The organism is Streptomyces sulfonofaciens (genome assembly GCF_014656295.1).
GTDB lineage: Bacteria > Actinomycetota > Actinomycetes > Streptomycetales > Streptomycetaceae > Streptomyces > Streptomyces sulfonofaciens.
On the sequence record NZ_BNCD01000017.1, the window covers coordinates 153,210 to 175,894 of the forward strand.

Genomic DNA, 22,685 nt, shown 5'->3' on the forward strand with positions numbered 1-22,685 from the left:
ACGCCTCAGCAGAAAGAGTAGGAAGGGTGATGCTCACCGTAATCCGCGGGACTGCGTCTCGCGGGCGGCGCCACAGCCGCAGCGGTGGTGAACGTGTGCGCGAGATGTCGTGGGTGTCCTCGGACGGGAGCGGTCGGGGCACGGGAACGCGTATGCGAGGAGGGTGCCGTCCCCGGCGTCGGTACCCGTGCGCGGGCGGCGGTGGTGGTCCGAGGTTGCCCGGCGTCAGGCCGAGGAGCGGCTCCTGGGACGCAGCGCCAGATAGCCCCAGCCCGCCATCAGGAGCGCCGCGGCACCCCCCGCCGCCAGTGTGCCGGTGCTGAACAGGGGCCTGGCCCGGGCCGCTGCGGAGCCCCTGGCGGCGGCGCGCACCACGCGGCGCTCCCCGGTGCGCTGCGGCAGCGTGCCGAGCGAACCGACCGGCCGCACCTCACCGGCCGCCGAGAAGCCCCAGTTCAGCAGGGAGCGCGCCTCGCTGTACACGGCGTGCCCCTCGCCGGCCTCCGGGTGCATCACCGTCACCAGGATGGTGCGCGAACCGCGGTGCGCCGCGGCGATGAGGGTGTTCCCCGCATGTGTGGTGTAGCCGTTCTTGACGCCGATGAGGCCCGCGTAGTGGCCCACGCCGTCCGCACCCGTCAGCAGCCGGTTGGTGTTCTGGATGGCGAACGGGCCGCGCCTGCCGGGGAACCGTGCGAAGCCCGTCGAGCAGTAGCGTGCGAACTGCTCGTCCGCGAGGCCCGCCCTGCCGAACACCGCGAGGTCGAAGGCGGAGGAGACCTGGCCACGCTCGTCGTAGCCGTCGGGCGTCACCACACGGGTGTCCCGCGCACCCAGCTCCAGCGCCTTCGCCTGCATCTGCCGCACCGTCGACCGCTGCCCGCCGATCATGGACGACAGGACGTGCACGGCGTCGTTGCCGGACCGCAGGAAGACGCCGCGCCACAGGTCCGCCACCCGGTAGGTGCGCCCGGGCTCCACCCCGACGAGGCTGCTGCCCTCACCGACGCCGGCCAGTTCTCTCTCGGTGACCTTGTGCCGGGTGGCCGGGTCGAGCCGGGGCAGCGCGGTCAGCGCGAACAGCGACTTGAGGGTGCTCGCCGGGGGCAGCTTCCGGTGGGCGTCGTGGGCGGCCAGCACCTCGCCCGTGCGGGCGTCCGCGACCAGCCACGACATGGACGACACGTTCTGCGGCAGGGCCGGCGCTCCCGGCAACCGCCGCACCTGTGTGCCCGGCCGGTCGAGCAGCGACTGCGGCGGCGCGGGCCGGGGCTTCGGCGGCTCGGGCTCCATCGGGTGGGCGGCGCCGGTGTGGGCCGCGGCCGCCGGGCCGGGCAGCAGCAGCAGCGCACCGGCGGCGAGCACCGCGGCGCGGGCTGTCCGGCGGCAAGGGAGTGATCTGATGGCCATTCGGCCACGGTAGGAAACGCGGGCACGCCCCGCAGACCGGTTTGGCCCGGTTGGCCGTACGACCGGCCGGGCTGCCCGGCCGAACGGGGTACGGCCCGCGGGAGGCCCGCGACCACGGCCGCCGCCCGGTGCCCTGCGCACCCGCGGCGCCGGCCCCGCCGTCCGCTGGACCGGCCGCCCGGGCCGTGCTCCGCACGGGTGCTCCAAGGGCCGTTCGCCTGCCGTTCACCCGACCATCCGCGGGATTTGTCCGCTGCCGGGGAACCCGGCGCGGGGCCCGCTCGGTTGTGCAGGTGTGAGAGCTGACACCCGCCACGGCCGGCCCCGGCGGCCGACCCTGTTCCCGTACCGCCCCGGCCCCCGCGCCGCGCACCGCGCCGCCGTCCTGGCCCTGGTCGCCGCCGTCGCCGGCTGCGCCGCCCCGGCTGACCCGGGCGCACCACCGGGCGGTGGCGCGACGGGGGGCGCGCAGGGCCCCGCGGCACGGGCAGCGGCGCCCCAGCACCTCCCCGAGCGGCCCCGGCGGCACACCTCCCGCGCCCTGCCGCGCCGCCTGCCGGGCCTCGGCCCCCGGACCCTGGCCCGCCTGCCCGCACACACGCGGCAGGCCCTGCTGGTCACCGGTACCGGCCGGAACACCTCCTCGGCGCGGGCCGTCCTCTACACCCGCAGCGCACAGGGCTGGCGCCCCGGTGCCACCTGGCCCGCGCGGAACGCCCGCGACGGCTGGACCGACGACCACCACGCGGACGACCTGCGAACCCCCATCGGCGTGTTCACCCTCACCGACGCCGGCGGGCGCCGCCCCGCCCCGGGCACCCGTCTGCCCTACGACCGCTCGAACGCCTTCACCGCCACCGGCCGCGGTTTCAACGGCGAGTCCCTCGCCGGCTCCTTCGACTACGTCATCGCCATCGACTACAACCGCAGACCCGGCACCTCCCCCCTGGACTGGAGAAGGCCGCTCGGCGCGGCCAGGGGCGGCGGCATCTGGCTGCACGTCGACCACGACGGGCCCACCCACGGCTGCATCGCCCTGAGCGAGCAGCACATGAAGGAGCTGCTGCACCTGCTCGATCCGGCCCGCCATCCCGTCATCGTGATGGGCGACGCCGCCTCCCTGGAGCGCTGAGCGGGCGGGCGGCCGCCGCCCTGCGCCCCCGGCGGGGGCCCGCGGCACCCCCGGCCCGGGGTGCTGCGATCGGGTCACGGGCCGGAGCGCCCGCCGCTGCCCGGTGCCCGCGGTGCCTAGCCTGGCTCCGTGCTCCAGGGACAGAGGCGGCACTATCCCGCCACACTGGCGTTCCTGCCGGTCACCGTGATGGCGGTGGTCATCGTCGTGGACGTCTCCCTGGGCCCGGAAGGGGGCCTGCTGCCCCTGGTGTCCCTGGGCCCCGCCTTCGCGGGCCTGGTCGGGAGCTGGCGGCGCACGGCCGTGATCGGCGTCGTCTCGTTGGGGTTCTGCATCGGCCTCGGCATCTACGACAACCTCTTCCAGGAGCGCCGCGGCTTCACCGCCATGGCGTCCGTCGCCGGCGTCACCGTCGCCGGTGTGCTGGCGGCCGTGGCCCGCAGCCGCCGTGAGGCGGAGCTCGCCGGAGTGCGCTCGGTCTCCGAGGTCGCCCAGCGGGTGCTGATGCGGCCCGTGCCGCACCGGGTGGGGCCGCTGGACGTCGCCGTGTCGTACACCTCCGCGGTCGCGGAGGCCCGGATCGGCGGTGACCTCTACGAAGTGGCCGACACGGCGCACGGCATCCGGGTCATCATCGGCGACGTCCAGGGCAAGGGCCTGGCCGCGGTCGAGACGGCCGCGCTGGTGCTCGGTGCGTTCCGCGAGGCGGCGCACGACGAGCCGGACCTGCGGGTGCTGGGCGCCCGGGTGGAGCGCAGCGCGGCACGCGAGCTGACGGACGAGAAGTTCGTGACCGCCCTCCTCGGCGAGGTGCGCGACAACGGCGTGGTGTTCCTGAACTACGGCCACCCGGCGCCGATGGTGGTGCGCGAGGACGGCCGCGTCGACTTCCCCGAGCCGCCCGCCTACGCGACACCGCTCGGCCTGAGCGTGCCCGGCGGGGACGCGCCCGGGCCGTTCCGGGTGGACTTCGCGCCCGGCGACCAGGTGCTCCTGTACACCGACGGTGTGACCGAGGCACGGGACAGGTCGGGCGCCTTCTACCCGCTCGCGGAACACGCCGCGTTCCTGCTCGGCCCCGACGCCCAGCGCTCCCTCGACGCGCTCCGCGAGAACCTGGCCCACTACGCGGGAGGGCCGCCGCACGACGACGCGGCCATGCTCCTGCTGCGCCACCGGCCGAGCGGGGCCGCCGCGCCGCGGGGCGCCACCGCCGTCAGATGACGCGCAGCCACACCGCCTCGGAGGGTGTGCCCCTGCGGTCGGTGGCGAACACCATGTACCAGCCCGACGGCACCAGCGAGCGGTCCTCGGGGATCGCCACGGACAGCCGTCCCGCGGAGCGGTGGGCGGTGAGCGCGACGGAGCGCTGGTCGAAGTCGGTGACATGGGTGGCGGACCCGGGCCGCATCAGCCGCATCGTGGCGATGTCCGAGGCGTTCGGACTGCGGAACGCGACCCGGCCTCCGCGCCGCACCGTCGCGCTCCCGTCGACGGCCAGCCGCGGGCGGTGGCCGTGGTACAGGTACGGCGGCGAGAACACCTCGACCCGCTGCTCGAACCGGCCGAGACGGGTGTTGGCCTTGTCGGAGAAGAGCGGGTCCGAGCCGAAGACGGCCACCCGGCCGTCCGGCAGCAGCAGCGCCTCCGAGTGGTAGTCGCGGCCCACAGAGGGCGCCGCCGCGGTCGTGAACGTGTTGCGGGCCGGATCGTAGAACTGCGCCCGCAGGATGTTGCTGGCCCCCCGCCCCCGGTAGTCGCGGCTGCCGCCCGTGGTGAAGACGGTGTCGTCCGGCATGATCACACTGTTCAGGTAGCGGGTCTTCTCGGGCAGCGGGGCGCCGGTCCTGAACCTGGGCGTGCGCGAGGTGAGGTCGATGATCGCGGTGCGCGCGGTGGCCTTCGCCGACTCGCCCACCCCGCCGCCGCCGAGCACCATCACCCGTTTGTCCTGGGCGGGCGGCAGCAGCACGGAGGAGGACGTCTCCAGGATGTCCGGGTGGCTGAGGCCGTGCACGGGGGTGAAGGTGTTGTCGTCCAGGTTCCACAGCCCGGGCTGCCGGCCCAGGTCGGCCGGACCGTAGCCGGCGTTGGAACCGGTGTAGAAGACCGTGTCGCGGCTGGTCAGGAAGAACGAGGGATAGGTGGGGAAGTAGCGGGTCGGCGCCGCCGACCACGTCTTGGTCCGCGGGTCGTAGACCTCGTTCTTGCCGGGCACCACCTGGCCGATGTCGTCGAGGCCCGAGACGGCGAGCACGCGGCCGTCGGTGAGGGTGGTCAGGGTGGGGTACCAGCGGGCTTCCCTCATCGGCGCGACCCGGGTGTACTTCTCGGTGACGGGATCGAACTCGTAGGCGTCCTTGATGCCCTGGAAGTCCTTCTTGTCGAGACCGAGCTTGTTCGCGATGCCGTAGACGTTGCGGCCGTCCTTGCCCTTGAGCCCCCCGACCGAGTACTGCTCGGTGGTGTTGGTGATCCCCTTCGGGCCGTCCTGCGCGGCCTCCACGTAGACGCGCGCCTCGCTCGCGGTCACCCTGACGGTCCCGGTCCGGCCGCTGACCGCCTTCGCGGCCGGCGGGACGCGGACGGCGACCTGCGTGCGGTACTCCCTGCCGGACGGCGACCGGAAGACGGTGCCCTTCGGGAGCACCCTGGCCCTGTCCGGGTCCTCGTTCTTCACGAGCATGGCACCCCCCGCCCGCTTCACATCGCCCTTCAGCGTCTCGTAGCGCCCGGTGCCGCCCGCCACCAGGATCTTCCCGTCCGGCAACTGGGCGTGCCCGGCGCAGAACATGTCATCGGGCGTGTCGATCTTCCTGAAGGTGTTCTTCACCGGGTCCCACAGCGTGCTGCGGAAGGTGCCGCCGTGGAAGTGCTTGACGTCGTTGCCGGAGCCCGCCACCAGCAGCACCTTCCCGGTGTGCAGCAGCACCGCGTGGATCGAGTTCAACTGGTACCGCTTCGGCATCGCGGCCAGTGCCCAGTGGCCCCGTTCCGCCTTGTAGGAGGGCCGGTTGATCGCGTACACGTGGTACTGGTCGCGGGCGAAGCCGACCACCGCCGGCGCGTTGAGGCCCACGAGCACCAGCACGACACCGGTGCCCAGCCAGGTCTTGCGAGACTTGAGACGGGACGGGCGCGGGGTCATCGGCTGCCTCCGGGAGCAAACGGACGCTGACTGACGACGACTACCGCACCCGCCGGAACACTCGGCGCAGACACACGGGGCAGCCCGGCGGCAATGGCCCGAACCGGCCAACGCGGTCCCCGGTGCAGCGGCCGCCACCGCAAAAGGCCGGCCGGCCGTATCCGTGTCCCACGGCGGATACGACCGGCCGGCGGGTAGTGAACTCACCCGATGACCAGTCGGGCGGTCACTCTGTCACCCCTGCAGGCGTGCGCCTGCCCGCGCTTTCGCCGCGTACACCTGCCGTCCTGCACCGAAGTGTGCGCGGGCGCGCGGACAGTTGGGTTCAGGCCGCGTTCACGCCGTGGATGCAACGCCGCGCCCCGGTGCAGGCCCGGAACTTGACCGTCTCTTTACAACCGTGGAGACCGCGCGGCGCTCTCAAGGAGGTGACGGGCACAACAGCGCCAGGCACGACCTGACGGGGGGGCACCATGCAGGAGCCCCCCCTCCACGACGGGACCCCTTCGAGATCCGGATCGGCGGGATGCGGATGGACGCCGTGCACGAGGCAGCGCCACCACCGGCGGGCGGGCGGCGTGCGAGCCGTTCCCGGGAGGCCGCCGCGGCCGAGCTGTTCGCGACGGCCTACCCCAGGCTGGCCGGCTGGTGCCGTGGCCTCGTGCGCTCCGACGAGACGGCGCACGAGATCGCCGCCGAGGCGTTCACCCGGCTCTGGTCGCGCTGGTCGGCGGTCGACGCGCCCGTGCCGTACCTGTACTCCATCGCCTCCAACCTGATCAAACACCACTGGCGGCACACGGACCGGGAGCGCCAGGCGCTGTACCGGATGGCCAGGGACGCGGCCGAGCCCGCGCCCGCAGCGGACCGGGGGATGGTGATCAAACACCTGGTCCAGGCCCTGCCGGAGCGGCAGCGGGCGCCCGTGCTCCTGCACTACTACGCGGGGCTGACGATCGACGAGATCGCCAAGGCACTGCACCGCCGCCCGGGAACGATCAAGAGCGACCTCCACGACGCACGTCAGCGCCTGCGGGCAGAACTGCGAGGACTGCATGAAACCACGACATGACCAGGACCGCCCGGACCGGCGGGAGCCGTCGGAGCTCTCCGAGGCCTTCCACCGGCAGGTGACGCCGCTGCCGCCGCCGCCCGGCAGCTTCGACGAGATCCGGGGGCGGGCCCGGGCCCGGCGCAGGGGCCGGGTGCTGTGGGCCGGGATCGCCGCGGCCGGTTGCGTGGCCGCCGGTGCCGTGGCCCTGAACATGACGGACGACTCCGCGCCGTCGACCGTGGCGGTGAGCCCCGACGGCACCGCGGCCTCCCGGCCGGCGGCCGGCCACACGGGCCGCACGGAGGCCGGCCATCCGGAGGAGGGCAGCCCGAAGGCGGCCACCGGCGCACCGCAGGAGCCCCCGCCCGCGACCCGCGAGCAGACCGGGTCCGCCCCTCCCGGCACGCACGAGCAGGCCGCACAGGCCCCCGCCATCTGCCGGACCGCCGACCTCTCGATCACCCTCGGCGCGGGGGAGGGCGCGGCCGGGTCGCAGTACCGGCCGCTGCGGGTCACCAACGACGCGGACACGCCCTGCTCCCTGTTCGGCTTCCCCGGGGTGTCGATGGTCGACGCCCAGGGCCACCAGCTCGGCAAGCCCGCCGACCGGGACGGAGCCCAAGCGCGCGGCAGGGTGGTGATGAAGCCCGGTCAGCGCGAACAGGTCACGCTCCGCGTGATCGACGCCGGGGTGTACTCGGGCGGCACGTGCCATGTCGCCGGCGCCGCCGGGATACGGGTGTACCCGCCCGGGCAGAAGGCGTCCGTGGTGGTCCCGGTCAAGGGGCTCAGGGGCTGCACGAGCAGCGACGCGACCACCCTGACGGTCACCTCCTACGGGGTGCACTAGGTGTATTGCCCCGTGAGGTCGGGGACGCGGCCGGCGGGGTCTGGCACGCGCATCTGCGGCGCCGTCGTCGCTCCCCGACGCTCCCCGCGCTCCCGCGGGGGCCGACGCCATGCGGGAGCGGCGCGCCGGCGCCCCTGCCGAGGAGGGGCCGGGGCGGTGCAGGGCGGTCGCCCCTGGGCGGTCCCCGCCCGTGCGGGACCGGTGCGGGAACCCGCGGCTGCTGCCCGGCGGCGGCCCGCGGGCAGGAGCGGAAGGCGGCTACCCGGTCAGGGCGGTGTCGATGAGGTCGTCGGTCACCTCGTCGACGTTGTTGAGACCGGGCGTGGCGGGCACGCTGGCCCACATGCTCACGGTGCCGTGCACACCGGCCCACAGCAGGAACGCCTTGCGTGCCGCCGGTACGGGGCCGCTCGCCGCGCCGGAGCGCAGGCAGTCCTCCACGGCCTCGGTCCACACCTGCAGCACCGCCCCGACGGGATGCTCCGCGGCCACCGCCCTCGGCGATTCGGTCCATTCGGTCCCGAACATCAACCGGTAGCGACGGGGGTTGTCCAGCGCGAACCGGCAGTACTCGCGCGCCATGGCCCGTAGCGCCGCGACGGGTTCGCCGGCGGGTGCCCCGGCGAGTACCCGGCGCATCTGGTCCACGAGATCGTCGAAGGCCGACCGCACGGTGGCGTGGACCAACTCGTTCTTGTCCTTGTAGTGCAGGTAGATGCTCGGCGCGGAGATGTTCGCCTCACTCGCCACCGCACGCAGGGACAACGCCTCCTCCCGGTCCGAATCGGCGAGGACGCGTGTTGCCGCACTCAGGATGTCCTGGCGCAGCCGGGCACCCTCGCCCCATCGGTTCGGCGTACGCGGCTGAGACCCCTCCGACATCCCTCCCCCTTCGACCGGCCCACCCCCGCCGGTGGCCTTGTGTCATGGCCACCATACCGCGTGCGACCAGGGCGTTCTTGCGCCCGATGCGAACGGGCCGTCGCATGACAGTGCCCCCGTTCGGGCATGTAAGTCCTGTGCCGACTGGGGCAGTTGTCAGGAATCGCTCACGCCTGGTGAGGAATCTGATGTACCGTGAACCAGTCGCCTAACAAACGTTAGGTGACTAGCGTGGAGGTGGTTCCCCCATGACCGACACCCACTCGACGGCTCCCTCCCTTCCCTTCCACAGGGGCGATGCCCCGCTGGACCCGCCCGCCGCCTTAGCCGAATGGCGTGCCGAGGGCCCGATTCGCCGCGTCACCGTTGCCAATGGAAATACGGCGTGGCTGGTGACCCGTTACGACGAGATGCGGGAAGTGCTCGGCGACCCGCGCATGAGCTCCGACGTCACCAAGCCGGGCTTCCCCTCCCCCCGTGCGGAGGAGCCGAAGGTGAGCCTCGGCAACTTCACACAGATGGACCCGCCGCGATACGGCGTGGTGCGCAGGACGCTGACCAGGACGTTCATGGTCAAGAACATCGAGCGACTGCGCCCGCGCATGGTCGAGATGACCAACGACCTGCTCGACGCCATGGAGAAGATGCCGCGGCCGGTCGACCTCCACGCCCACTTCGCCCGCCCGCTCCCCTCGCACATCATCTGCGAGGTGCTCGGCATACCCCACGCCGACCGCGCCCTCTTCCAGGCCAACGCGGCGACCATCGGGGACATGAGCAAGACCGAGGGAGTGGCGTTCTCCGCGCGCACGGGCATCGCCGAGTACCTCGTCCAGTTCGTGGAGGAGAAGGACCGCAATCCGGGTGACGACATGCTCAGCGACCTGGTCGTCAACCGGATGCGCACGGGGGAGTTGAGCAAGGAAGAGATCGCCGGCATGGCGGCGCTGCTGGTGATCAACGGGCACGAGAGCAGCGCCAGCATGATCGGCCTGAGCGTGATCACCCTGCTCCGCCACCCCGAGCAACTGCACCGGTTCGTCACGGAACCCGAGGTCGTGCCCGGGGCGATCGAGGAACTGCTGCGCTACCTGTCGATCGTGCACGTCGGCCTGCGCAGGGTGGCCACCGCCGATGTGGAGATCGGGGGCGTCACCGTCCGCAAGGGCGAGGGCCTGATCATCCCGATCCACTCCGCCAACCGGGACCCGGACGCCTTCGACGCGCCGGACCAGTTCGACATCACCCGTGAGTCCCGGCACCACATGGCCTTCGGCCACGGCCTGCACCAGTGCATCGCCCAGTACATGGCGAGGGTCGAGTTGCAGATCGCCCTGCCCGCCCTCTTCCACCGCTTCCCCGACCTGCGCCTCGCCGCCCCCCTGGAGGAGATCTCCTTCCGGGAGGACAACGTCGTGTACTCGGTGCACGGGCTGCCGGTCACATGGTGACTGCGGTGGCCGCCTTCCAACATCATATGAAGCAGTGTGCATTACCTCTCAGCAGGCGGAAGGGAACACGGTGAAGATCGAGATCGACGAGGAGAAGTGCTGCGGCGCGGGGCAGTGCGTCATGGCGGCTCCGGAGGTGTTCGACCAGCGGGAGGAGGACGGCCTCGTGCTGGTGCTCGACGCCGCACCGCCGCAGTCCCAGTACGAGGCGGTACGGCAGGCCGCCAAGCTCTGCCCGACCGCGGTGATACGCGTGGCGGAGGATGACTGACGTGTCCGACGACCGCGTCGTCATCGTCGGAGCCTCGGTCTCCGGCCTGACCGTGGCGGAGACCGCGCGGGAGGAGGGTCACACCGGTGAGATCGTCCTGGTCGGCGATGAGACCCGCATCCCGTACGACCGTCCGCCGCTGTCGAAGCAGTTGCTGAGCGGCGAGTGGGAGGCCGAGCGGCTGACGCTGCGCGACCAGGCGGCACTCGACGGCCTGGGGCTGGACCTGCGGCTGGGCACGCGTGCCCGGTCGGCGGACGCCGAGGCCAGGACGGTCACCCTGGACGACGGCTCCGTACTGGACTACGGCACGCTCGTCATCGCCACCGGCGTGGTGCCGAACCGGCTTCCCGACGGTCACGGTCTGCGCGGTGTGCACGTCCTCCACGACATCGAGGACGCGCTGCGACTGCGGGAGGCACTGCGCTCCGCACAGCGCCTCGTCGTCGTGGGCGCCGGCTTCCTCGGTGCCGAAGTGGCCGCCGTCGCCAGGAAACTCGGCCTGACCGTGACCCTGGTCGACCCGTTGCCCCAGCCACTGGTCGGGGCACTGGGGGAGACGGTGGGTGCCATGCTCGCCGACGTCCACCGCGAACACGGAGTGGACGTCAGGTGCGGTGTCGCGGTCCGCGCTCTCGTCGGTGACGGCGGTGCGGTGTGCGGCGTCGCGCTGGACGACGGCACCCAGGTCCCGGCCGACACGGTACTGGTCGCGGTCGGTTCCAGGCCCGCGGTGCAGTGGCTGGAGGGGTCTGGCGTACCGCTCGGCCGCCGTGGGGCCGACGGCTGCGACGGCGTCCTGTGCGACGGACGGGGCATGGCCCTGCCGGGCGTCTACGCGGTCGGCGATGTCGCCGCCTGGTGGGACGCACGGGCCGGGCGCAGGCACCGGGTCGAGCACCGGCTCACCGCGGCGGAGCAGGCGCGGATCGTCGGCCGCGGGCTGGTACGGCCCACGGCCCAGGTCGAACCCCCGGTGCCGTTCTTCTGGTCGGACCAGTACGACCTCAAGCTCCAGGTCTTCGGGCTGCCGGCCCCGTCCCACGACTTCCACCTCCTCAGCGGCTCCCTCGCGGAACGGCGCTTCGTCGCCGCCTACGCGGCGGACGGTGTGGTGCAGGCCGTCGTGGGGTGCAACATGGCCCGGCAACTCCGCTCCTGGCGGCCGGCGGTGGCCTCGGCCACCCCGGTGGGGGAGGTGCTCCGTACGGCCGTGTCGGCCTGAACGCCGGTCGCGCGCCGGTCCAGCCCGTGCCCGGGGACACCACGCCCCGGGCACGGGCTGCCGTGCACTCACCCCCGGCCCGGGGGTGCCGGGCCCAGGGCACCTGCCGTACGCGCGGCGGTGTGCACGGCGCCTTCTGCGACACCGTGTGAGGGAGGAAGCTGCCGTTGAGAGCCGACGAATCGGTGCCGCTGGGGCGTACCGCCCTGCGGGCCACGCGCCTCGGCCTGGGGCTCGCCTCCCTCGGGGGACTGTTCGCCCCCGTCTGCGACGAGGACGCCGAACGCACCGTCGACCGCGCCTGGGACGTCGGGATCAGACTCTTCGACACGGCACCCGTCTACGGCTACGGGCGGTCGGAACGCCGTGCCGGGGCCGCGCTGCGCAGCCGTCCCCGCGCGCAGTACACGCTGTGCACGAAGGTCGGCCGCCGCATCGTGCCGGGAGGTGGCGACACCCAGCCCATCTGGGCCGACCCGCCGCCCGGTGTCGGGCCGCGGCGGGACTACTCGTACGCCGGTGTCATGCGCTCGGTCGAGGAGAGCCTGGAGCGCCTCGGGCTCGACCGGATCGACGTCCTCCATGTGCACGACCCGGACGAGGACTTCCCGGCGGCCGTGTCGGACGCCTACCGGGCGCTGGCCGAACTGCGGGCCAGGGGCGCGATCGGGGCGGTGTCGATCGGCGTCAACCACGCCCCGGTGGCCGCTCGCTACCTCAGGGAGGTGGACGGCCCGGGCCCCGACTGCGTCATGCTCGCGGGGCGGTACAACCTCCTCGACCAGTCCGGCCTCGACGAAGTGCTGCCGCTGTGCGCCGCACGCGGCGTCGCCGTCATGGCCGCGGGGGTCTACCAGTCCGGCCTGCTCGCCGACCCCCGCCCCGGTGCGCCGCACGGCTACGCCACGGTGCCGGACGCACTGGCCGGGCGGGTCGCCGCATGGCACGCCCTCTGCCGGACGTTCGCCGTGCCCGTGACGGCGGCCGCCGTCCAGTTCCCCTTCGGCCACCCCGCGGTGACGAGCGTCGTGGTCGGCGCCCGGACACCCAAGGAGGTGGAGGCGACCGCCCGGGTGCTCGCGACCCCCGTCCCCGGGGAGTTCTGGGCGGCCGCGCGGACGGCCGGTCTACTGCCCGCAGAGGTGCCGGCTCCCGTGGAGCGGGACATATGACCCCTCCACCCACCGCGTCACCGCCGCAGCGAAGAGCCGCCGGGCCCACCCGCACCGCCCTCCGCTCCGCCGGCCCGACCGCCGCCCCTTCCCCGGGGCCCGGCCCGTCGCGTCCCCGGGAGACCTCCTGCGGGTTGCCGTCGCAGCAGGTCGGCGATCGGGACGTCCCACGAACTGCTCAATGCGCCGCGGGCTCTGGTGGGTGACCGGAACCGGCCCGCACTCTCGGTGGTGCACAGGGCGGCGAGGCCACCCCCTCGCCGCCGTCGACGACCAACGGGGAGATCCATCATGGGAACGCGCAGGAACCTGGCCGCGCTTGCGGCCACCACAGCACTGTTCGGCGGCGCGGTGGCCATGGCTCCCGCCGCGAGCGCGGCTTCCGGCGGGACAGCGCCCGCCTGCGTCTCGCGGACGGTGTACAGCCAGCCCGACTTCCAGCAGGTGTCCCTCTACAACACCTGCGGCAAGACGATGCACGTCAACGTCGTCGTGAAGTCCGGGCCCGACATGGGTTGCAAGGCACTCACGAACAAGCACGGGCTCATCCACACGATCAACTGGGGCCGCTACCAGAAGACCGTCGTCTGCTGAGGCGAGCCGCCTGCTTCGCGGCAGCGGGTTCGACGAGGGCCTCGCCGTCCTCGGGCCCGCCGGCACCGCGGAGCGGCCCGCCCTGGTGGCGCGGGCCCGGCGGAGGGCCTGCCCGGTAGCCGCGGGCCCGGTGGAGTACATCCACCGGGCCCGCGGCGCGGCGTGCGGCGCGACCACCCCGCGGGGCCCCGAGCGGTGCGACGCGGCACGCGTCGCCCCCCCATCGGCCGCCACCGGCGGACGCGGCAACCACCGCCAGGCGCGGCAGCCGGGGTGCTGCCCGAGCGTGCCGGGGCGCACTAGGCGGAGCGCCGTGGCCTGCGGGCGGTGCTCTTCTTGGCCGTGCTCTTCTTGGCCGTGGTCTTCTTGGGCGTCGTCTTCCTGGCACCCGTCGTCGTGGTCTTCTCCGTGTCCGCCGCGGTGGTCTTCTTCCTTCGCCCCGGCATCTCGTGCACCGTGGCCTGCTCGCCCTCGCCGCGGGCGGTGCGCGCCTTCGTGACCGAGCTGCGCAGGGCGTCCATGAGGTCGACCACCTGTGCGGGCTGCTCCTCACGGGGCGCCCGCGGGGGTTCGACGCCTTCCTGCTTGGCCTCGATCAGCGCGGCCATGGCCTCGGTGTACTGGTCCGTGTAGCCGCTGATGTCGTCGCGGCCCAAGGTCTCCATCAGCTCGACGGCGGCGTCGACCTCCTCGTCGTCGACCGCGACGGGCGCGGGCGCCAGGGCAGTGGGCTCGCGCACCTCGTCGTCCCACTTCAGACTGTGCAGGGCGATCGCGTCGTCGATGACGCGAAGCATCCCGAGCCGCTCCCTGCCGTGCCACGCGTACTGGGCGATCGCCACCCGGCTCGACCGCTCCAGTGCGCGCCTGAGCAGCACGTACGGCTTCTCCGCCGCCGGCGCGCCGGCCTGCAGGTAGTAGCCGTCGGCCATCCGGATCGGGTCGATCCGCTCCGCCGGCAGGAAGGCCACGATCTCGATGGTCCGCGCCGTGGGCAGGGGGAGGTTGTCCAGTTCCTCGTCGGTGACCGGCACGACGGTGTCCCGGGCGATCTCGTACCCCCGGCCGATCTCCTCGGGCTCCAGGACCTTCCCGTCGAGCTCGCACACCTTCTGGTAGCGGATGCGACCCTGGTCGACGTCGTGGTACTGGTGCAACTGGATGTTGTGGGTCTCGGTCGCGGCGATCACCCGGATCGGAATGGTCACCAGACCGAAGGAGATACTTCCAGTCCAAATAGGACGGGGCATGGCAAACCTCCCATAACGCCCCGAGGGGGTCAGCATACCGCACAGTACGTAACGTGCGGTCGTGCCCGGCGACGGCCGGCTGCGGCGGGCCGACGGTCGCGGCGGGCTGACAGACGCGAGGGGCGGACGACTGCGAGGGGCGTACGACTGCGAGGGTGTACGACTTCGACGGCTCTCACATGGCCGGTGCGGCCCTGCCGGCATCTGCGGGAGGTTCCCGGGCCGTGTGGGGGGCGCCTTCCCCGCGCTCCGGCGCCCTTGGCGGCGGCCCGGCGCCCGGACCGCCGCCCGCCGTCAGCGGAGGGAGGCCGAGACCGCTCGTGTTGCGGGCGCGGCAGCCTCCGGTGACGCTTGGAGCAACCCACCGCGTACGCCGCCCACTCCCCGTGCCCGGGACTCGTCCGGGCGGCGGGGGCGGTGAGCCGGGCCTTGCCGCGAAGGAGTACGGATCCATGACCGCGCCGGTCAACTGCTACTACGTCCTCGAAATGCGGGCCAGCGGGCAGCGCGTCCCGCACCTGCACAGCATTCTGACCGCCCACCTGCGCTACTGGGGCCTCGGACAGCACATCGACCCGGTCTGCCGGGGAGTGCGCGAGCTCTTTCTGAACGTGGCCCAGCACGCGGGCGAGAACAAGACCTGCATCGTCGAACTCCGGTGGAACGGCCGTTTCCTGACGGCCGCGGTTTCCGACCGGGCGCGCTCCCTGCCGCGCCCGCTGGGACCGGCGCGCGGGGGCCTTGCCACCGTGGCCGCCGTGAGCGACACCTGGGGGGCCTGCCGCACCGCCGACGGGAAGATCGTCTGGTTCACCCGGCGGGCCACCAGTCCGCACGCGGCCCCGTTGCGCGGGCTGCGACCGCAACCAGCGCGGCCCACGGCGAAGCCCACCCCGCACGGCGTGTGCGCATAGCCGACGCACCCCCCCGCCGCGCCCTGCCCCCCTGCCCCGCCCTGCCCTCCTGCACGTCCTGACACCCCGCCCCGCACGGTTCCGCCCCGCCCCCTCCCCCTCTGCCCGGCCCTGTCTCCTCCGGCCCGGTCCCCTCCCGCGGCAGGCTCCGGCCCCGCTCGGACCGGCTCGGAGGGGACCCGCCCGCGCTCCCTGCCGTCGAGCAGGGCCCCGAAGCACCGCGAAAACCCGCGCGCCCGCCCCTTACCCACGCGCCCCGGCCACCTCCCCGCGAGCTGCCTGGCCACCTGCGCGGGCGCCGTACTAAGTTGGTTGATGTCAAGCAAGCAATCGCGGCGTCGTCGACGGGCGGGAGTGGGTTCGCGTGGGACCACGTGCTGAGGTGACGGAACCGGGACCGGATCCAGGCCCGGGCCCGAGCCCGGTTCCGGCGGAGGCCGGGTCCGGCTACAAGTGGGTCGCGCTGTCCAACACGACCCTCGGCGTGCTGATCGCCACGATCAACCAGTCGATCATGCTGATCGCGCTCCCCGACATCTTCCGCGGCATAGGCGTCGACCCGCTGGAGCCCGGCAACACCAGCCTGCTGCTCTGGTTGATCATGAGCTACCTCGTGGTCACCGCCGTACTCGTGGTCAGCTTCGGCAGGCTCGGCGACATCTACGGCAGGACCCGGATGTACAACCTGGGCTTCGCCGTCTTCACCGTGTTCTCCGTGCTGCTCTCGGTGACCTGGCTGAAGGGCACGGACGGCGCTCTCTGGCTGATCGCCATGCGTGTCCTGCAGGGCGTGGGCGGGGCCATGCTGATGGCCAACTCCAGTGCGATCCTGACCGACGCCTTCCCGGCCCGCCAGCGTGGCCTCGCCCTCGGCCTCAACCAGGTCGCCGGCATCGCCGGGTCCTTCGTGGGCCTGGTCATCGGCGGCCTGCTCGGGCCGGTCGACTGGCGACTGGTGTTCCTGGTGTCCGTGCCCTTCGGCGTGTTCGGCACGGTCTGGGCGTACCTGCGCCTGCGGGACACCGGTGTCCGCACCCCCGCCACGCTCGACTGGTGGGGCAACATCACCTTCGCGCTGGGCCTGATCGCGCTGCTCACCGGCATCACCTACGGGATCCAGCCCTACGCCGGGCACAGCATGGGCTGGACGAACCCGTGGGTCATCGCCACCATGGCCGCCGGCGTACTCGTCCTGGCGGTCTTCTGCGTGATCGAGACGAAGGCCGCCTCCCCCATGTTCCACCTGAGCCTGTTCCGGATACGGGCCTTCACGGCGGGCAACTGCGCGGGACTGCTCGCCTCGCTGGGTCGCGGTGGGCTGATGTTCATCCTGATCATCTGGCTGCAGGGCATCTGGCTCCCGCGGCACGGCTACGGCTTCGCCCAGACACCGCTGTGGGCGGGCATCTACATGCTGCCGCTGACGCTCGGCTTCCTGGTGGCCGGCCCGGTGTCCGGCTGGGCGTCCGACCGGTTCGGCGCCCGGACGTTCGCCACCGGCGGCATGGTGCTCGCGGCCGCCACCTTCGTGGCGCTGGAGGCCCTGCCCGTCGATTTCGCCTATGTCTGGTTCGCGCTGATCCTGCTGCTCAACGGCATCGGCATGGGCCTGTTCGCGGCACCGAACCGGGCCGCCATCATGAACAGCCTGCCGCCGGACCAGCGCGGGGTGGGCGCCGGCATCAGCACCACCTTCCAGAACTCCGCCATGGTGCTGTCCATCGGCATCTTCTTCTCGCTGATGATCACCGGCCTGGCCGGCTCGCTGCCGCATGCGCTGACCACCGGTCTGACCGCGCAGGGCGTGCCCGCAGCCGACGCCGGCAAGATCGCCGCACTGCCGCCGGTCGGAGTGCTCTTCGCCTCCCTGCTCGGCTACAACCCGATCAGGACCCTGCTGGGCCCCCACGTGCTGAACCAGCTACCCGCCGGGCACGCCTCGTACCTGACCGGCCGGGAGTTCTTCCCGCGGCTGATCTCCGGGCCCTTCGCGGACGGCCTCTCCGTCGCCTTCGCCTTCGCCTGCTGCCTGATCGCGGCCTGCGCCTCGCTGCTGCGCGGCGGGAAGTACTATCACGGCGACCGAAGGAGCCGGACGTCCGAGCCGGACGGGGACGCCGGCACGGCTCCGGGCACGGCGTCGCCCGGTGCGTCCGCCGGTACTGCCCGGCCTGATGCCGACGCGCCGAGGTCCCCGGCGCCGCGCTCCACCACCAGCCGCCCAGGGAGCCCCTGATGCCCGCCCGTACTCCGACGGGCCGCCCGAACGACCGGCCGGCGGCCGCCGCCTCGTCCGCCGGCGCCCCCTCGTCCGACCCCGCCGCCCCCTCGTCCGACCCCGCCGCCGCGGCCGAGCTGGCCGCGCGGCTGCGTGCCGCGATCCAGCACCTGATGCCCCTGCTGCGGGCCCAGAGCGTGCACAACGACCTGACCCCGAGCCGGCTGACGGCGCTCGCCGCGCTCGCTGACGCCGGTCCGCTGCGCATCAGCGAACTCGCCGCCCGTATGGGCATCGCACTGTCCACCACCTCCCGCATGATCGATCTCCTGGAGGGCCTCGGCTGGACGGAACGCCGCCCCGACCCCGCCGACCAGCGGGCCAGCCTGATCAGCCTGGGGCGGCAGGGACGCGCCGTGCTGGCCGCGGTGCGCAAGGAGCACACGGGCAAGCTGGCCAACGAGGTCGGGCGCCTGTCGCCCGACCTCGTCCGGCGGCTGCACGACGCACTTCCCGCCCTGGAGGCCCTGGCGGGCACGGCACCCGGTGCCGACGAGAAGACCGCAGGCCGATGAGTACCCACCACCGGTAGAGGAACCGAGGAACCACATGTACGACGCAGTGCTCGCCGAGACCATCTCCATCACGGGCCACGGAGGTGACCGGATCGAGGCGTACTCAGCGCGTCCGCTCACACCCGGCCCGATCGGCTCGGTCGTGGTCATCCACCACATGCCCGGCTATGACGCACCCACCAAGGAGATCACCCGCCGGTTCGCCGCCGAGGGCTACGCCGCCGTCTGCCCCAACCTGTACAGCCGTGAGGCGCCGGGCGCCGACCCCGACGACGCGGCGGCCGCGGCGCGCGCCGCGGGCGGAGTGCCGGACGAGCGGCTGGTGGGCGATGTGGCGGGTGCGGCGGCGTACCTGCGCGGCCTGCCCTCGTCCAACCAGAAGGTGGGCACCATCGGGTACTGCTCCGGCGGACGCCAGTCCTTCCTCGCCGCGTGCAGCCTCGATCTGGAGGCCGCGGTCGACTGCTACGGGGCGTTCGTCACCGGCCGCCCGCCGGAGGGCTTCCCGCTCCAGATCGAGCCGCTCGCCCATCTCACCCCCGACCTCTCCTGCCCGCTACTCGGCCTGTTCGGCGCCGAGGACCAGCACCCCTCGCCCGCGGACACCGCGGCGCTGGAGGAGGAGCTGAAGAAGCACGGCAAGGAGTACGAGTTCCACACCTACGAGGGCGCGGGCCACGCCTTCTTCGCCGTGGACCGGCCCAGCTACCGCCCGCAGATCGCGGTCGAGGCCTGGGGCCGCGTCCTGGACTTCTTCGGCCGCAACCTGGCCGGCTGACCCCGGCCCGGCGTCCGGCTCGGACGCCGACACGTCCCCGTACCCACCCTTCGGACCGCGGAAGGCGGCAGCCGGCCATGTGCACCTACCTCACCGAGAAGTTCCCGCTAGAGGGCAGCGGCAAGGGAGCGCAGGGATACTTCTCCCTCAGCGAGGCCATGGTCTACATCGACCATCCCCAGCACGCCCCCTACGAACACACCGTCAACATCGACTTCCTCAACCCGGCCAAGGGCCCCTCGGCCCGGGTCGCCGTCGAACTCACCGAGGAGGCCGCGCTGGCGCTGATCGACGCCGTGCGCACCGCCCTCGCCTCCGCCCCGCCCGGCCTCGCCGCGGCGGGTGGCACGGCCGGGGCCCCCGACCCGTCCGCGGTGCCGGCGCGGGACTGACGAGGAGAGGACCGCGGCGCGGCCCGCGGCCCCTCCGCCCCGGCGGAGCGGGCCGCGGGCCGCGCCGCGCGCTGCGCACGCACGGGTGGCGGGGCGGCCTTCGCCCCCGGCCTGCGTCCCCCCGCCTTCGGCGGCCCGGCCCCTGCCACCCCGGCCCCCTGCCACCCCTTCCTGTCGCGCGACGGGTGTGTGCACCCCGGGCTCCGCACGGCGCACGGGAGCCCGCCCGGGCCTCGGCCGGCCGTGGCCAAGGCCCACCGGAGGGTCGAACGCCCACCGCAGGGGCGAAGGCCCCCTCCGGGGCCGGGTCCTACTCCGCCGCCCCGTCCGGCCGGGCGCCGATGACGACCGTCGCGCCCAGTTCCTCGGAGACGGCCACCTGCGTGTGCAGACCGCTGCCGGTGAAGACCGCGACGGCCACCGGGGCCTGCCGCGTACTCGTCTCCACCAGGACGCGGCCCCCGGGCGCCAGCCAGTACGGGGCCTGCGCGGCCACCCGGCGCAGCACGTCGAGGCCGTCCGCGCCGCCGTCGAGGGCCACCAGCGGCTCGTGCACACGTGCTTCCTGGGGGAGCAGGGCTATGTCGTCGCTCGGTACGTACGGCACGTTGGCCGTGAGCACGTCGATGCGCCCGCGAAGGTCCGCCGGCAGTGGCTCGAACAGGTCGCCCTGGTATACGGCGCCCCCCGGGAGATTGCGGCGGGCGCAGCGCACCGCGGCCGGGTCGACGTCCGCGGCGTACACCTCGGCCCCCGCGATTGCCGCACCGAGCGCGGCGGCCAGCGCACCCGAGCCGCAGCACAGATCGACGACCACGGCACGGGCCGGGGCGATGGCGAGGGCCCTGCCGACCAGGAACTCGGTACGGCGCCGGGGCACGAAGACACCGGGCGCCACGGCGACCCGCAGGCCGCAGAACTCGGCCCAGCCGACCACCTGCTCCAGTGGCAGCCCGGCGAGGCGCCGCTCCACCATCGAGGCGAGCGCGGACGGCGTCGCGGCCTCGGCGATCAGCAGGCTCGCCTCGTCCTCCGCGAAGACGCATCCGGAGGCGCGCAGTCTGCCGGTGATCGCGGCATGGTCGAGACGGTCCTCCACGGGCCCGGGAGCGGCGGGGGAGGAGGAGTGGACAGCGGAAGGAGAACGGTTTTCGGACATCTGGACGGGAGGGCCTTTCGGAGAGCCGATGGGCGCTCCCCGGTCCCCTATGCCGAAGGAACCGTACGGTCGCGAAGAGGGAGCACCCGACCTGGAACAGCGGTAATGGGTCCCACCTCCTCGGTTCGTCCACTGTATGGGCCAATCACCCTACCCCAGCCCGCCCCGCCCCGGTCACAGCCCCCGGCCCGCGGCCGGTCGCGGCCCACCGAGCCGGCGCGCCAGGGGGCACGCACCGGGCGATCATGACTCACGCCTGGTCGAACAGTGCGCTGACCGACTCGCCGTTGTGGATGCGCCGCACCGCCTCGGCCAGCGCGGGGGCGATGGACAGGATCCGCAGCTTCGACGTGCGGTCGCCGTCCGGCACCGGCACCGTGTTGGTGCAGACGATCTCCAGGACGTCGGGCTGCTCGGAGAGCCGCTGGAGCGCGCCGGCCGCGAACAGGCCGTGCGTGCACGCGATCCGGATGGAGCGCGGCCGCAGCTCCCGCAGCCGGTCCAGCAGTTCCAGGACCGTGCTGCCCTTGGCGATCTCGTCGTCCAGGACGATCACGTCCCGGTCGGTGATCTCGCCGATGACGGAACTGATGCTGACCCGGTCGTCGGCGAAGCGCTGCTTGGCGCCCGCCGCCACCTGCGCTCCCAGCATCCGGGCGAAGGCCGCCGCCTCCTTGGCGTTGCCGAGGTCCGGGGAGACCACGGTCGTCCGGGACAGGTCGTGGTCGCGGAAGTGCTCGGCCAGCTCACGCAGTGCGTGCAGGTGGTCCACGGGTACCGAGAAGAAGCCGTGCACCTGGGGAGAGTGCAGCGTCATCGCCAGCACCCGACTCGCGCCCGCGGCCACCAGCAGGTCGGCGACCAGCCGTCCGCCGATCGAGATCCGCGGCGCGTCCTTCTTGTCGGAGCGCGCATAGGAGTAGTGCGGCATGACGACGGTGATCCGCGCGGCCGAGGCCCCGCGCGCCGCGTCGCACATCAGCAGCAGCTCCACCAGGTGCTCCTGCACCGGGGCGGTCAGCGGCTGGATCAGGAAGACGTCGCGCTCGCGGCAGTTGGCCTGCAACTGCACTTCGAGGCAGTCGTTGGCGAACCGGCTGGACCGCACCGGGCTGAGCGGCACCCCCAGGTGTGCGCAGACCTCCTCGGCCAGTTCGGGATGGGCGCTTCCGCTGAACACGGCGATGTCACGCACGAACCGCTCCTCGTATAGGTCCATGATCGGCCAGTGGGTCCATGATCGGCCAGACGGACGACATGCTACTGAGCGGTGCCGACCGGATGGATCAGGACGCCCGTTCGTAGGCCAACTGCGCGGCGCTCCGCACGGAACCCCGGTGCAGGGGACCGTGGCCCGGCAGCAGTGTGTCGGCGTCCAGCTTCTCGATGATCCGCAATGACTCGCGCGCCTCCGCGCGGTCCTTGTCGAACATCACGGGAAGTAGCTGCGGCCCGCGCTGCCCGGTCGCGGCATGGCCGCTGACCAGCGCGTCACCGCTGACCACCAGGCCCGCGTCGGGCAGGTGGTAGACGCAGTGGCCCTGTGTGTGCCCCGGTGTGAGGACCGGCACGGGCCGTCCGGGCAGGTCCAGGGGTCCGGGCCCGGGGAAGGGCTGCGGGGAGCTGACCCGGACGTCGGCGAGCCCGCCCGAGCGCATCGCGTGCACCACCCAGGGCAGCACACGCGGCCGCCACGCGTTGGCCAGGACCTGTCCGACGGAGACCTGGTGCAGGAACTCCCGCCGCGCGTGCGGCACTTCCGCCTCGTGCAGGTACACCGGTACGCCGTGGGCTCGGTTCAGGTGCTCGACGGACCCCAGGTGGTCGGAGTGCGCATGGGTGACGAGGACGGCACTCACCGCCTCCGGACGGTGGCCGAGGGCCGCCAGGGAGTCGAGCAGCAGCCCGCGGTCCCCCGGGTAGCCGGTGTCGATCAGGGTGACGGCGTCGCCCTCCGCGACGACCACCCAGTTGGTGTTGCTGCCGTGCACCAGATGCACACCGTCGGCGGCTTGGATGATGGTGTCTTCCCGCATGACCCTTCCCGACCTGTCGGACCGGCCCGGACAGGGCCGCAAGGAGGCTAGACGATTCCGGTGGCGGCCCCACCACCGGCCCCACCACCGGCCCCACCACCGGCCCACCGCGGCCCCGCCACCGGCCCACCACCGGCCGCCATCGGCCCCGCCGGGCCCGGCGGGGCCGATGGC

General features: G+C 73.2%; 21 protein-coding genes. 14 read left to right on the plus strand and 7 right to left on the minus strand.

Going from position 1 to position 22,685, the window contains the following annotated elements:
• Positions 1–225 precede the first annotated feature (225 nt).
• Positions 226–1,410, minus strand: coding sequence for a D-alanyl-D-alanine carboxypeptidase family protein (locus IE313_RS25480; RefSeq protein WP_189936117.1), 1,185 nt, complete (start codon positions 1,408–1,410; stop codon positions 226–228).
• A 295-nt stretch (positions 1,411–1,705) separates the two neighbouring features.
• Between IE313_RS25480 and IE313_RS25485 the strand changes: the two genes are divergently transcribed.
• Positions 1,706–2,542: a L,D-transpeptidase family protein gene (locus tag IE313_RS25485; protein ID WP_229924940.1), complete on the plus strand. Its 837-nt coding sequence runs from the start codon at positions 1,706–1,708 to the stop codon at positions 2,540–2,542.
• Positions 2,543–2,731: 189 nt separating this feature from the next.
• Positions 2,732–3,766 carry a PP2C family protein-serine/threonine phosphatase gene (locus tag IE313_RS25490; RefSeq protein ID WP_189936186.1) on the plus strand — a complete coding sequence of 345 codons (1,035 nt, stop codon included), beginning with the start codon at positions 2,732–2,734 and terminating at the stop codon, positions 3,764–3,766.
• Here the strand turns inward: IE313_RS25490 and glxA are convergent.
• Positions 3,759–5,690, minus strand: a complete 1,932-nt coding sequence (gene glxA / locus IE313_RS25495) for a radical copper oxidase GlxA (RefSeq protein WP_189936120.1) — start codon at positions 5,688–5,690, stop codon at positions 3,759–3,761. The genes IE313_RS25490 and glxA overlap by 8 nt on opposite strands.
• A 532-nt stretch (positions 5,691–6,222) precedes the next feature.
• On the opposite strand from glxA, the gene IE313_RS25500 reads away from it, so the two are divergent.
• A complete protein-coding gene (locus IE313_RS25500) occupies positions 6,223–6,762 on the plus strand; it encodes an RNA polymerase sigma factor (RefSeq protein ID WP_189936122.1) in 540 nt (179 codons plus the stop codon).
• Positions 6,746–7,594, plus strand: a complete 849-nt coding sequence (locus IE313_RS25505; protein ID WP_189936123.1) for a DUF4232 domain-containing protein — start codon at positions 6,746–6,748, stop codon at positions 7,592–7,594. The genes IE313_RS25500 and IE313_RS25505 overlap by 17 nt, the downstream gene beginning before the upstream one ends.
• Positions 7,595–7,852: 258 nt before the next feature.
• Here the strand turns inward: IE313_RS25505 and IE313_RS25510 are convergent, their stop codons facing one another.
• Positions 7,853–8,476 carry a TetR/AcrR family transcriptional regulator gene (locus tag IE313_RS25510; RefSeq protein ID WP_189936126.1) on the minus strand — a complete coding sequence of 208 codons (624 nt, stop codon included), beginning with the start codon at positions 8,474–8,476 and terminating at the stop codon, positions 7,853–7,855.
• Positions 8,477–8,868: 392 nt separating this feature from the next.
• On the opposite strand from IE313_RS25510, the gene IE313_RS25515 reads away from it, so the two are divergent.
• From IE313_RS25515 to IE313_RS25535, 5 genes are all read left to right on the plus strand, one after another.
• A complete protein-coding gene (locus IE313_RS25515; protein ID WP_189936128.1) occupies positions 8,869–9,927 on the plus strand; it encodes a cytochrome P450 in 1,059 nt (352 codons plus the stop codon).
• Between the two features lie 70 nt (positions 9,928–9,997).
• Positions 9,998–10,198, plus strand: coding sequence for a ferredoxin (locus IE313_RS25520; protein WP_189936188.1), 201 nt, complete (start codon positions 9,998–10,000; stop codon positions 10,196–10,198).
• Position 10,199: 1 nt separating this feature from the next.
• The gene (locus tag IE313_RS25525) at positions 10,200–11,423 is read left to right on the plus strand and encodes an NAD(P)/FAD-dependent oxidoreductase (RefSeq protein ID WP_229924941.1); all 1,224 of its coding nucleotides are present in this window, start codon (positions 10,200–10,202) and stop codon (positions 11,421–11,423) included.
• A 167-nt stretch (positions 11,424–11,590) separates the two neighbouring features.
• Positions 11,591–12,595, plus strand: a complete 1,005-nt coding sequence (locus IE313_RS25530) for an aldo/keto reductase (protein ID WP_189936132.1) — start codon at positions 11,591–11,593, stop codon at positions 12,593–12,595.
• A gap of 291 nt (positions 12,596–12,886) precedes the next feature.
• The gene (locus IE313_RS25535; protein WP_189936134.1) at positions 12,887–13,189 is read left to right on the plus strand and encodes an alpha-amylase inhibitor; all 303 of its coding nucleotides are present in this window, start codon (positions 12,887–12,889) and stop codon (positions 13,187–13,189) included.
• A gap of 299 nt (positions 13,190–13,488) precedes the next feature.
• Here the strand turns inward: IE313_RS25535 and ku are convergent, their stop codons facing one another.
• Positions 13,489–14,475, minus strand: a complete 987-nt coding sequence (gene ku, locus IE313_RS25540; RefSeq protein ID WP_308439215.1) for a non-homologous end joining protein Ku — start codon at positions 14,473–14,475, stop codon at positions 13,489–13,491.
• A 416-nt stretch (positions 14,476–14,891) separates the two neighbouring features.
• Here ku and IE313_RS25545 point away from each other — a divergent pair, with 416 nt between their 5' ends.
• From IE313_RS25545 to IE313_RS25565, 5 genes are all read left to right on the plus strand, one after another.
• Entirely contained in the window at positions 14,892–15,353 is a 462-nt protein-coding gene (locus IE313_RS25545) for an ATP-binding protein (protein ID WP_189936138.1), read from the plus strand.
• 364 nt (positions 15,354–15,717) lie between these two features.
• Entirely contained in the window at positions 15,718–17,589 is a 1,872-nt protein-coding gene (locus IE313_RS25550) for an MFS transporter (protein WP_373317063.1), read from the plus strand.
• Positions 17,589–18,146: a MarR family winged helix-turn-helix transcriptional regulator gene (locus tag IE313_RS25555; RefSeq protein WP_189936141.1), complete on the plus strand. Its 558-nt coding sequence runs from the start codon at positions 17,589–17,591 to the stop codon at positions 18,144–18,146. The genes IE313_RS25550 and IE313_RS25555 overlap by 1 nt, the downstream gene beginning before the upstream one ends.
• Before the next feature lie 34 nt (positions 18,147–18,180).
• Positions 18,181–18,924: a dienelactone hydrolase family protein gene (locus IE313_RS25560; protein WP_189936143.1), complete on the plus strand. Its 744-nt coding sequence runs from the start codon at positions 18,181–18,183 to the stop codon at positions 18,922–18,924.
• Between the two features lie 77 nt (positions 18,925–19,001).
• Positions 19,002–19,316, plus strand: coding sequence for a DUF6295 family protein (locus IE313_RS25565; protein WP_189936146.1), 315 nt, complete (start codon positions 19,002–19,004; stop codon positions 19,314–19,316).
• A 310-nt stretch (positions 19,317–19,626) separates the two neighbouring features.
• Here the strand turns inward: IE313_RS25565 and IE313_RS25570 are convergent, their stop codons facing one another.
• The 3 genes from IE313_RS25570 to IE313_RS25580 form a co-directional block, all read right to left on the minus strand.
• Positions 19,627–20,475, minus strand: coding sequence for a putative protein N(5)-glutamine methyltransferase (locus IE313_RS25570; protein WP_189936148.1), 849 nt, complete (start codon positions 20,473–20,475; stop codon positions 19,627–19,629).
• Between the two features lie 250 nt (positions 20,476–20,725).
• Positions 20,726–21,670, minus strand: a complete 945-nt coding sequence (locus IE313_RS25575) for a ribose-phosphate diphosphokinase (protein ID WP_189936150.1) — start codon at positions 21,668–21,670, stop codon at positions 20,726–20,728.
• Between the two features lie 91 nt (positions 21,671–21,761).
• On the minus strand, positions 21,762–22,511 hold the full coding sequence (locus tag IE313_RS25580; RefSeq protein ID WP_189936152.1) for an MBL fold metallo-hydrolase: 750 nt from the start codon (positions 22,509–22,511) through the stop codon (positions 21,762–21,764).
• Between the last annotated feature and the right edge of the window lie 174 nt (positions 22,512–22,685).

Excerpts from the sequence above, each read along its gene's own strand:
- IE313_RS25480 (WP_189936117.1), bottom strand. The coding sequence starts at position 1,410 with ATGGCCATCAGATCACTCCCTTGCCGCCGGACAGCCCGCGCCGCGGTG.
- IE313_RS25490 (WP_189936186.1), top strand. The coding sequence starts at position 2,732 with ATGGCGGTGGTCATCGTCGTGGACGTCTCCCTGGGCCCGGAAGGGGGC.
- glxA (WP_189936120.1), bottom strand. The coding sequence starts at position 5,690 with ATGACCCCGCGCCCGTCCCGTCTCAAGTCTCGCAAGACCTGGCTGGGC.
- IE313_RS25500 (WP_189936122.1), top strand. The coding sequence starts at position 6,223 with ATGGACGCCGTGCACGAGGCAGCGCCACCACCGGCGGGCGGGCGGCGT.
- IE313_RS25505 (WP_189936123.1), top strand. The coding sequence starts at position 6,746 with ATGAAACCACGACATGACCAGGACCGCCCGGACCGGCGGGAGCCGTCG.
- IE313_RS25510 (WP_189936126.1), bottom strand. The coding sequence starts at position 8,476 with ATGTCGGAGGGGTCTCAGCCGCGTACGCCGAACCGATGGGGCGAGGGT.
- IE313_RS25535 (WP_189936134.1), top strand. The coding sequence starts at position 12,887 with ATGGGAACGCGCAGGAACCTGGCCGCGCTTGCGGCCACCACAGCACTG.
- ku (WP_308439215.1), bottom strand. The coding sequence starts at position 14,475 with ATGCTGACCCCCTCGGGGCGTTATGGGAGGTTTGCCATGCCCCGTCCT.
- IE313_RS25545 (WP_189936138.1), top strand. The coding sequence starts at position 14,892 with ATGACCGCGCCGGTCAACTGCTACTACGTCCTCGAAATGCGGGCCAGC.
- IE313_RS25555 (WP_189936141.1), top strand. The coding sequence starts at position 17,589 with ATGCCCGCCCGTACTCCGACGGGCCGCCCGAACGACCGGCCGGCGGCC.
- IE313_RS25560 (WP_189936143.1), top strand. The coding sequence starts at position 18,181 with ATGTACGACGCAGTGCTCGCCGAGACCATCTCCATCACGGGCCACGGA.
- IE313_RS25565 (WP_189936146.1), top strand. The coding sequence starts at position 19,002 with ATGTGCACCTACCTCACCGAGAAGTTCCCGCTAGAGGGCAGCGGCAAG.
- IE313_RS25570 (WP_189936148.1), bottom strand. The coding sequence starts at position 20,475 with ATGTCCGAAAACCGTTCTCCTTCCGCTGTCCACTCCTCCTCCCCCGCC.
- IE313_RS25580 (WP_189936152.1), bottom strand. The coding sequence starts at position 22,511 with ATGCGGGAAGACACCATCATCCAAGCCGCCGACGGTGTGCATCTGGTG.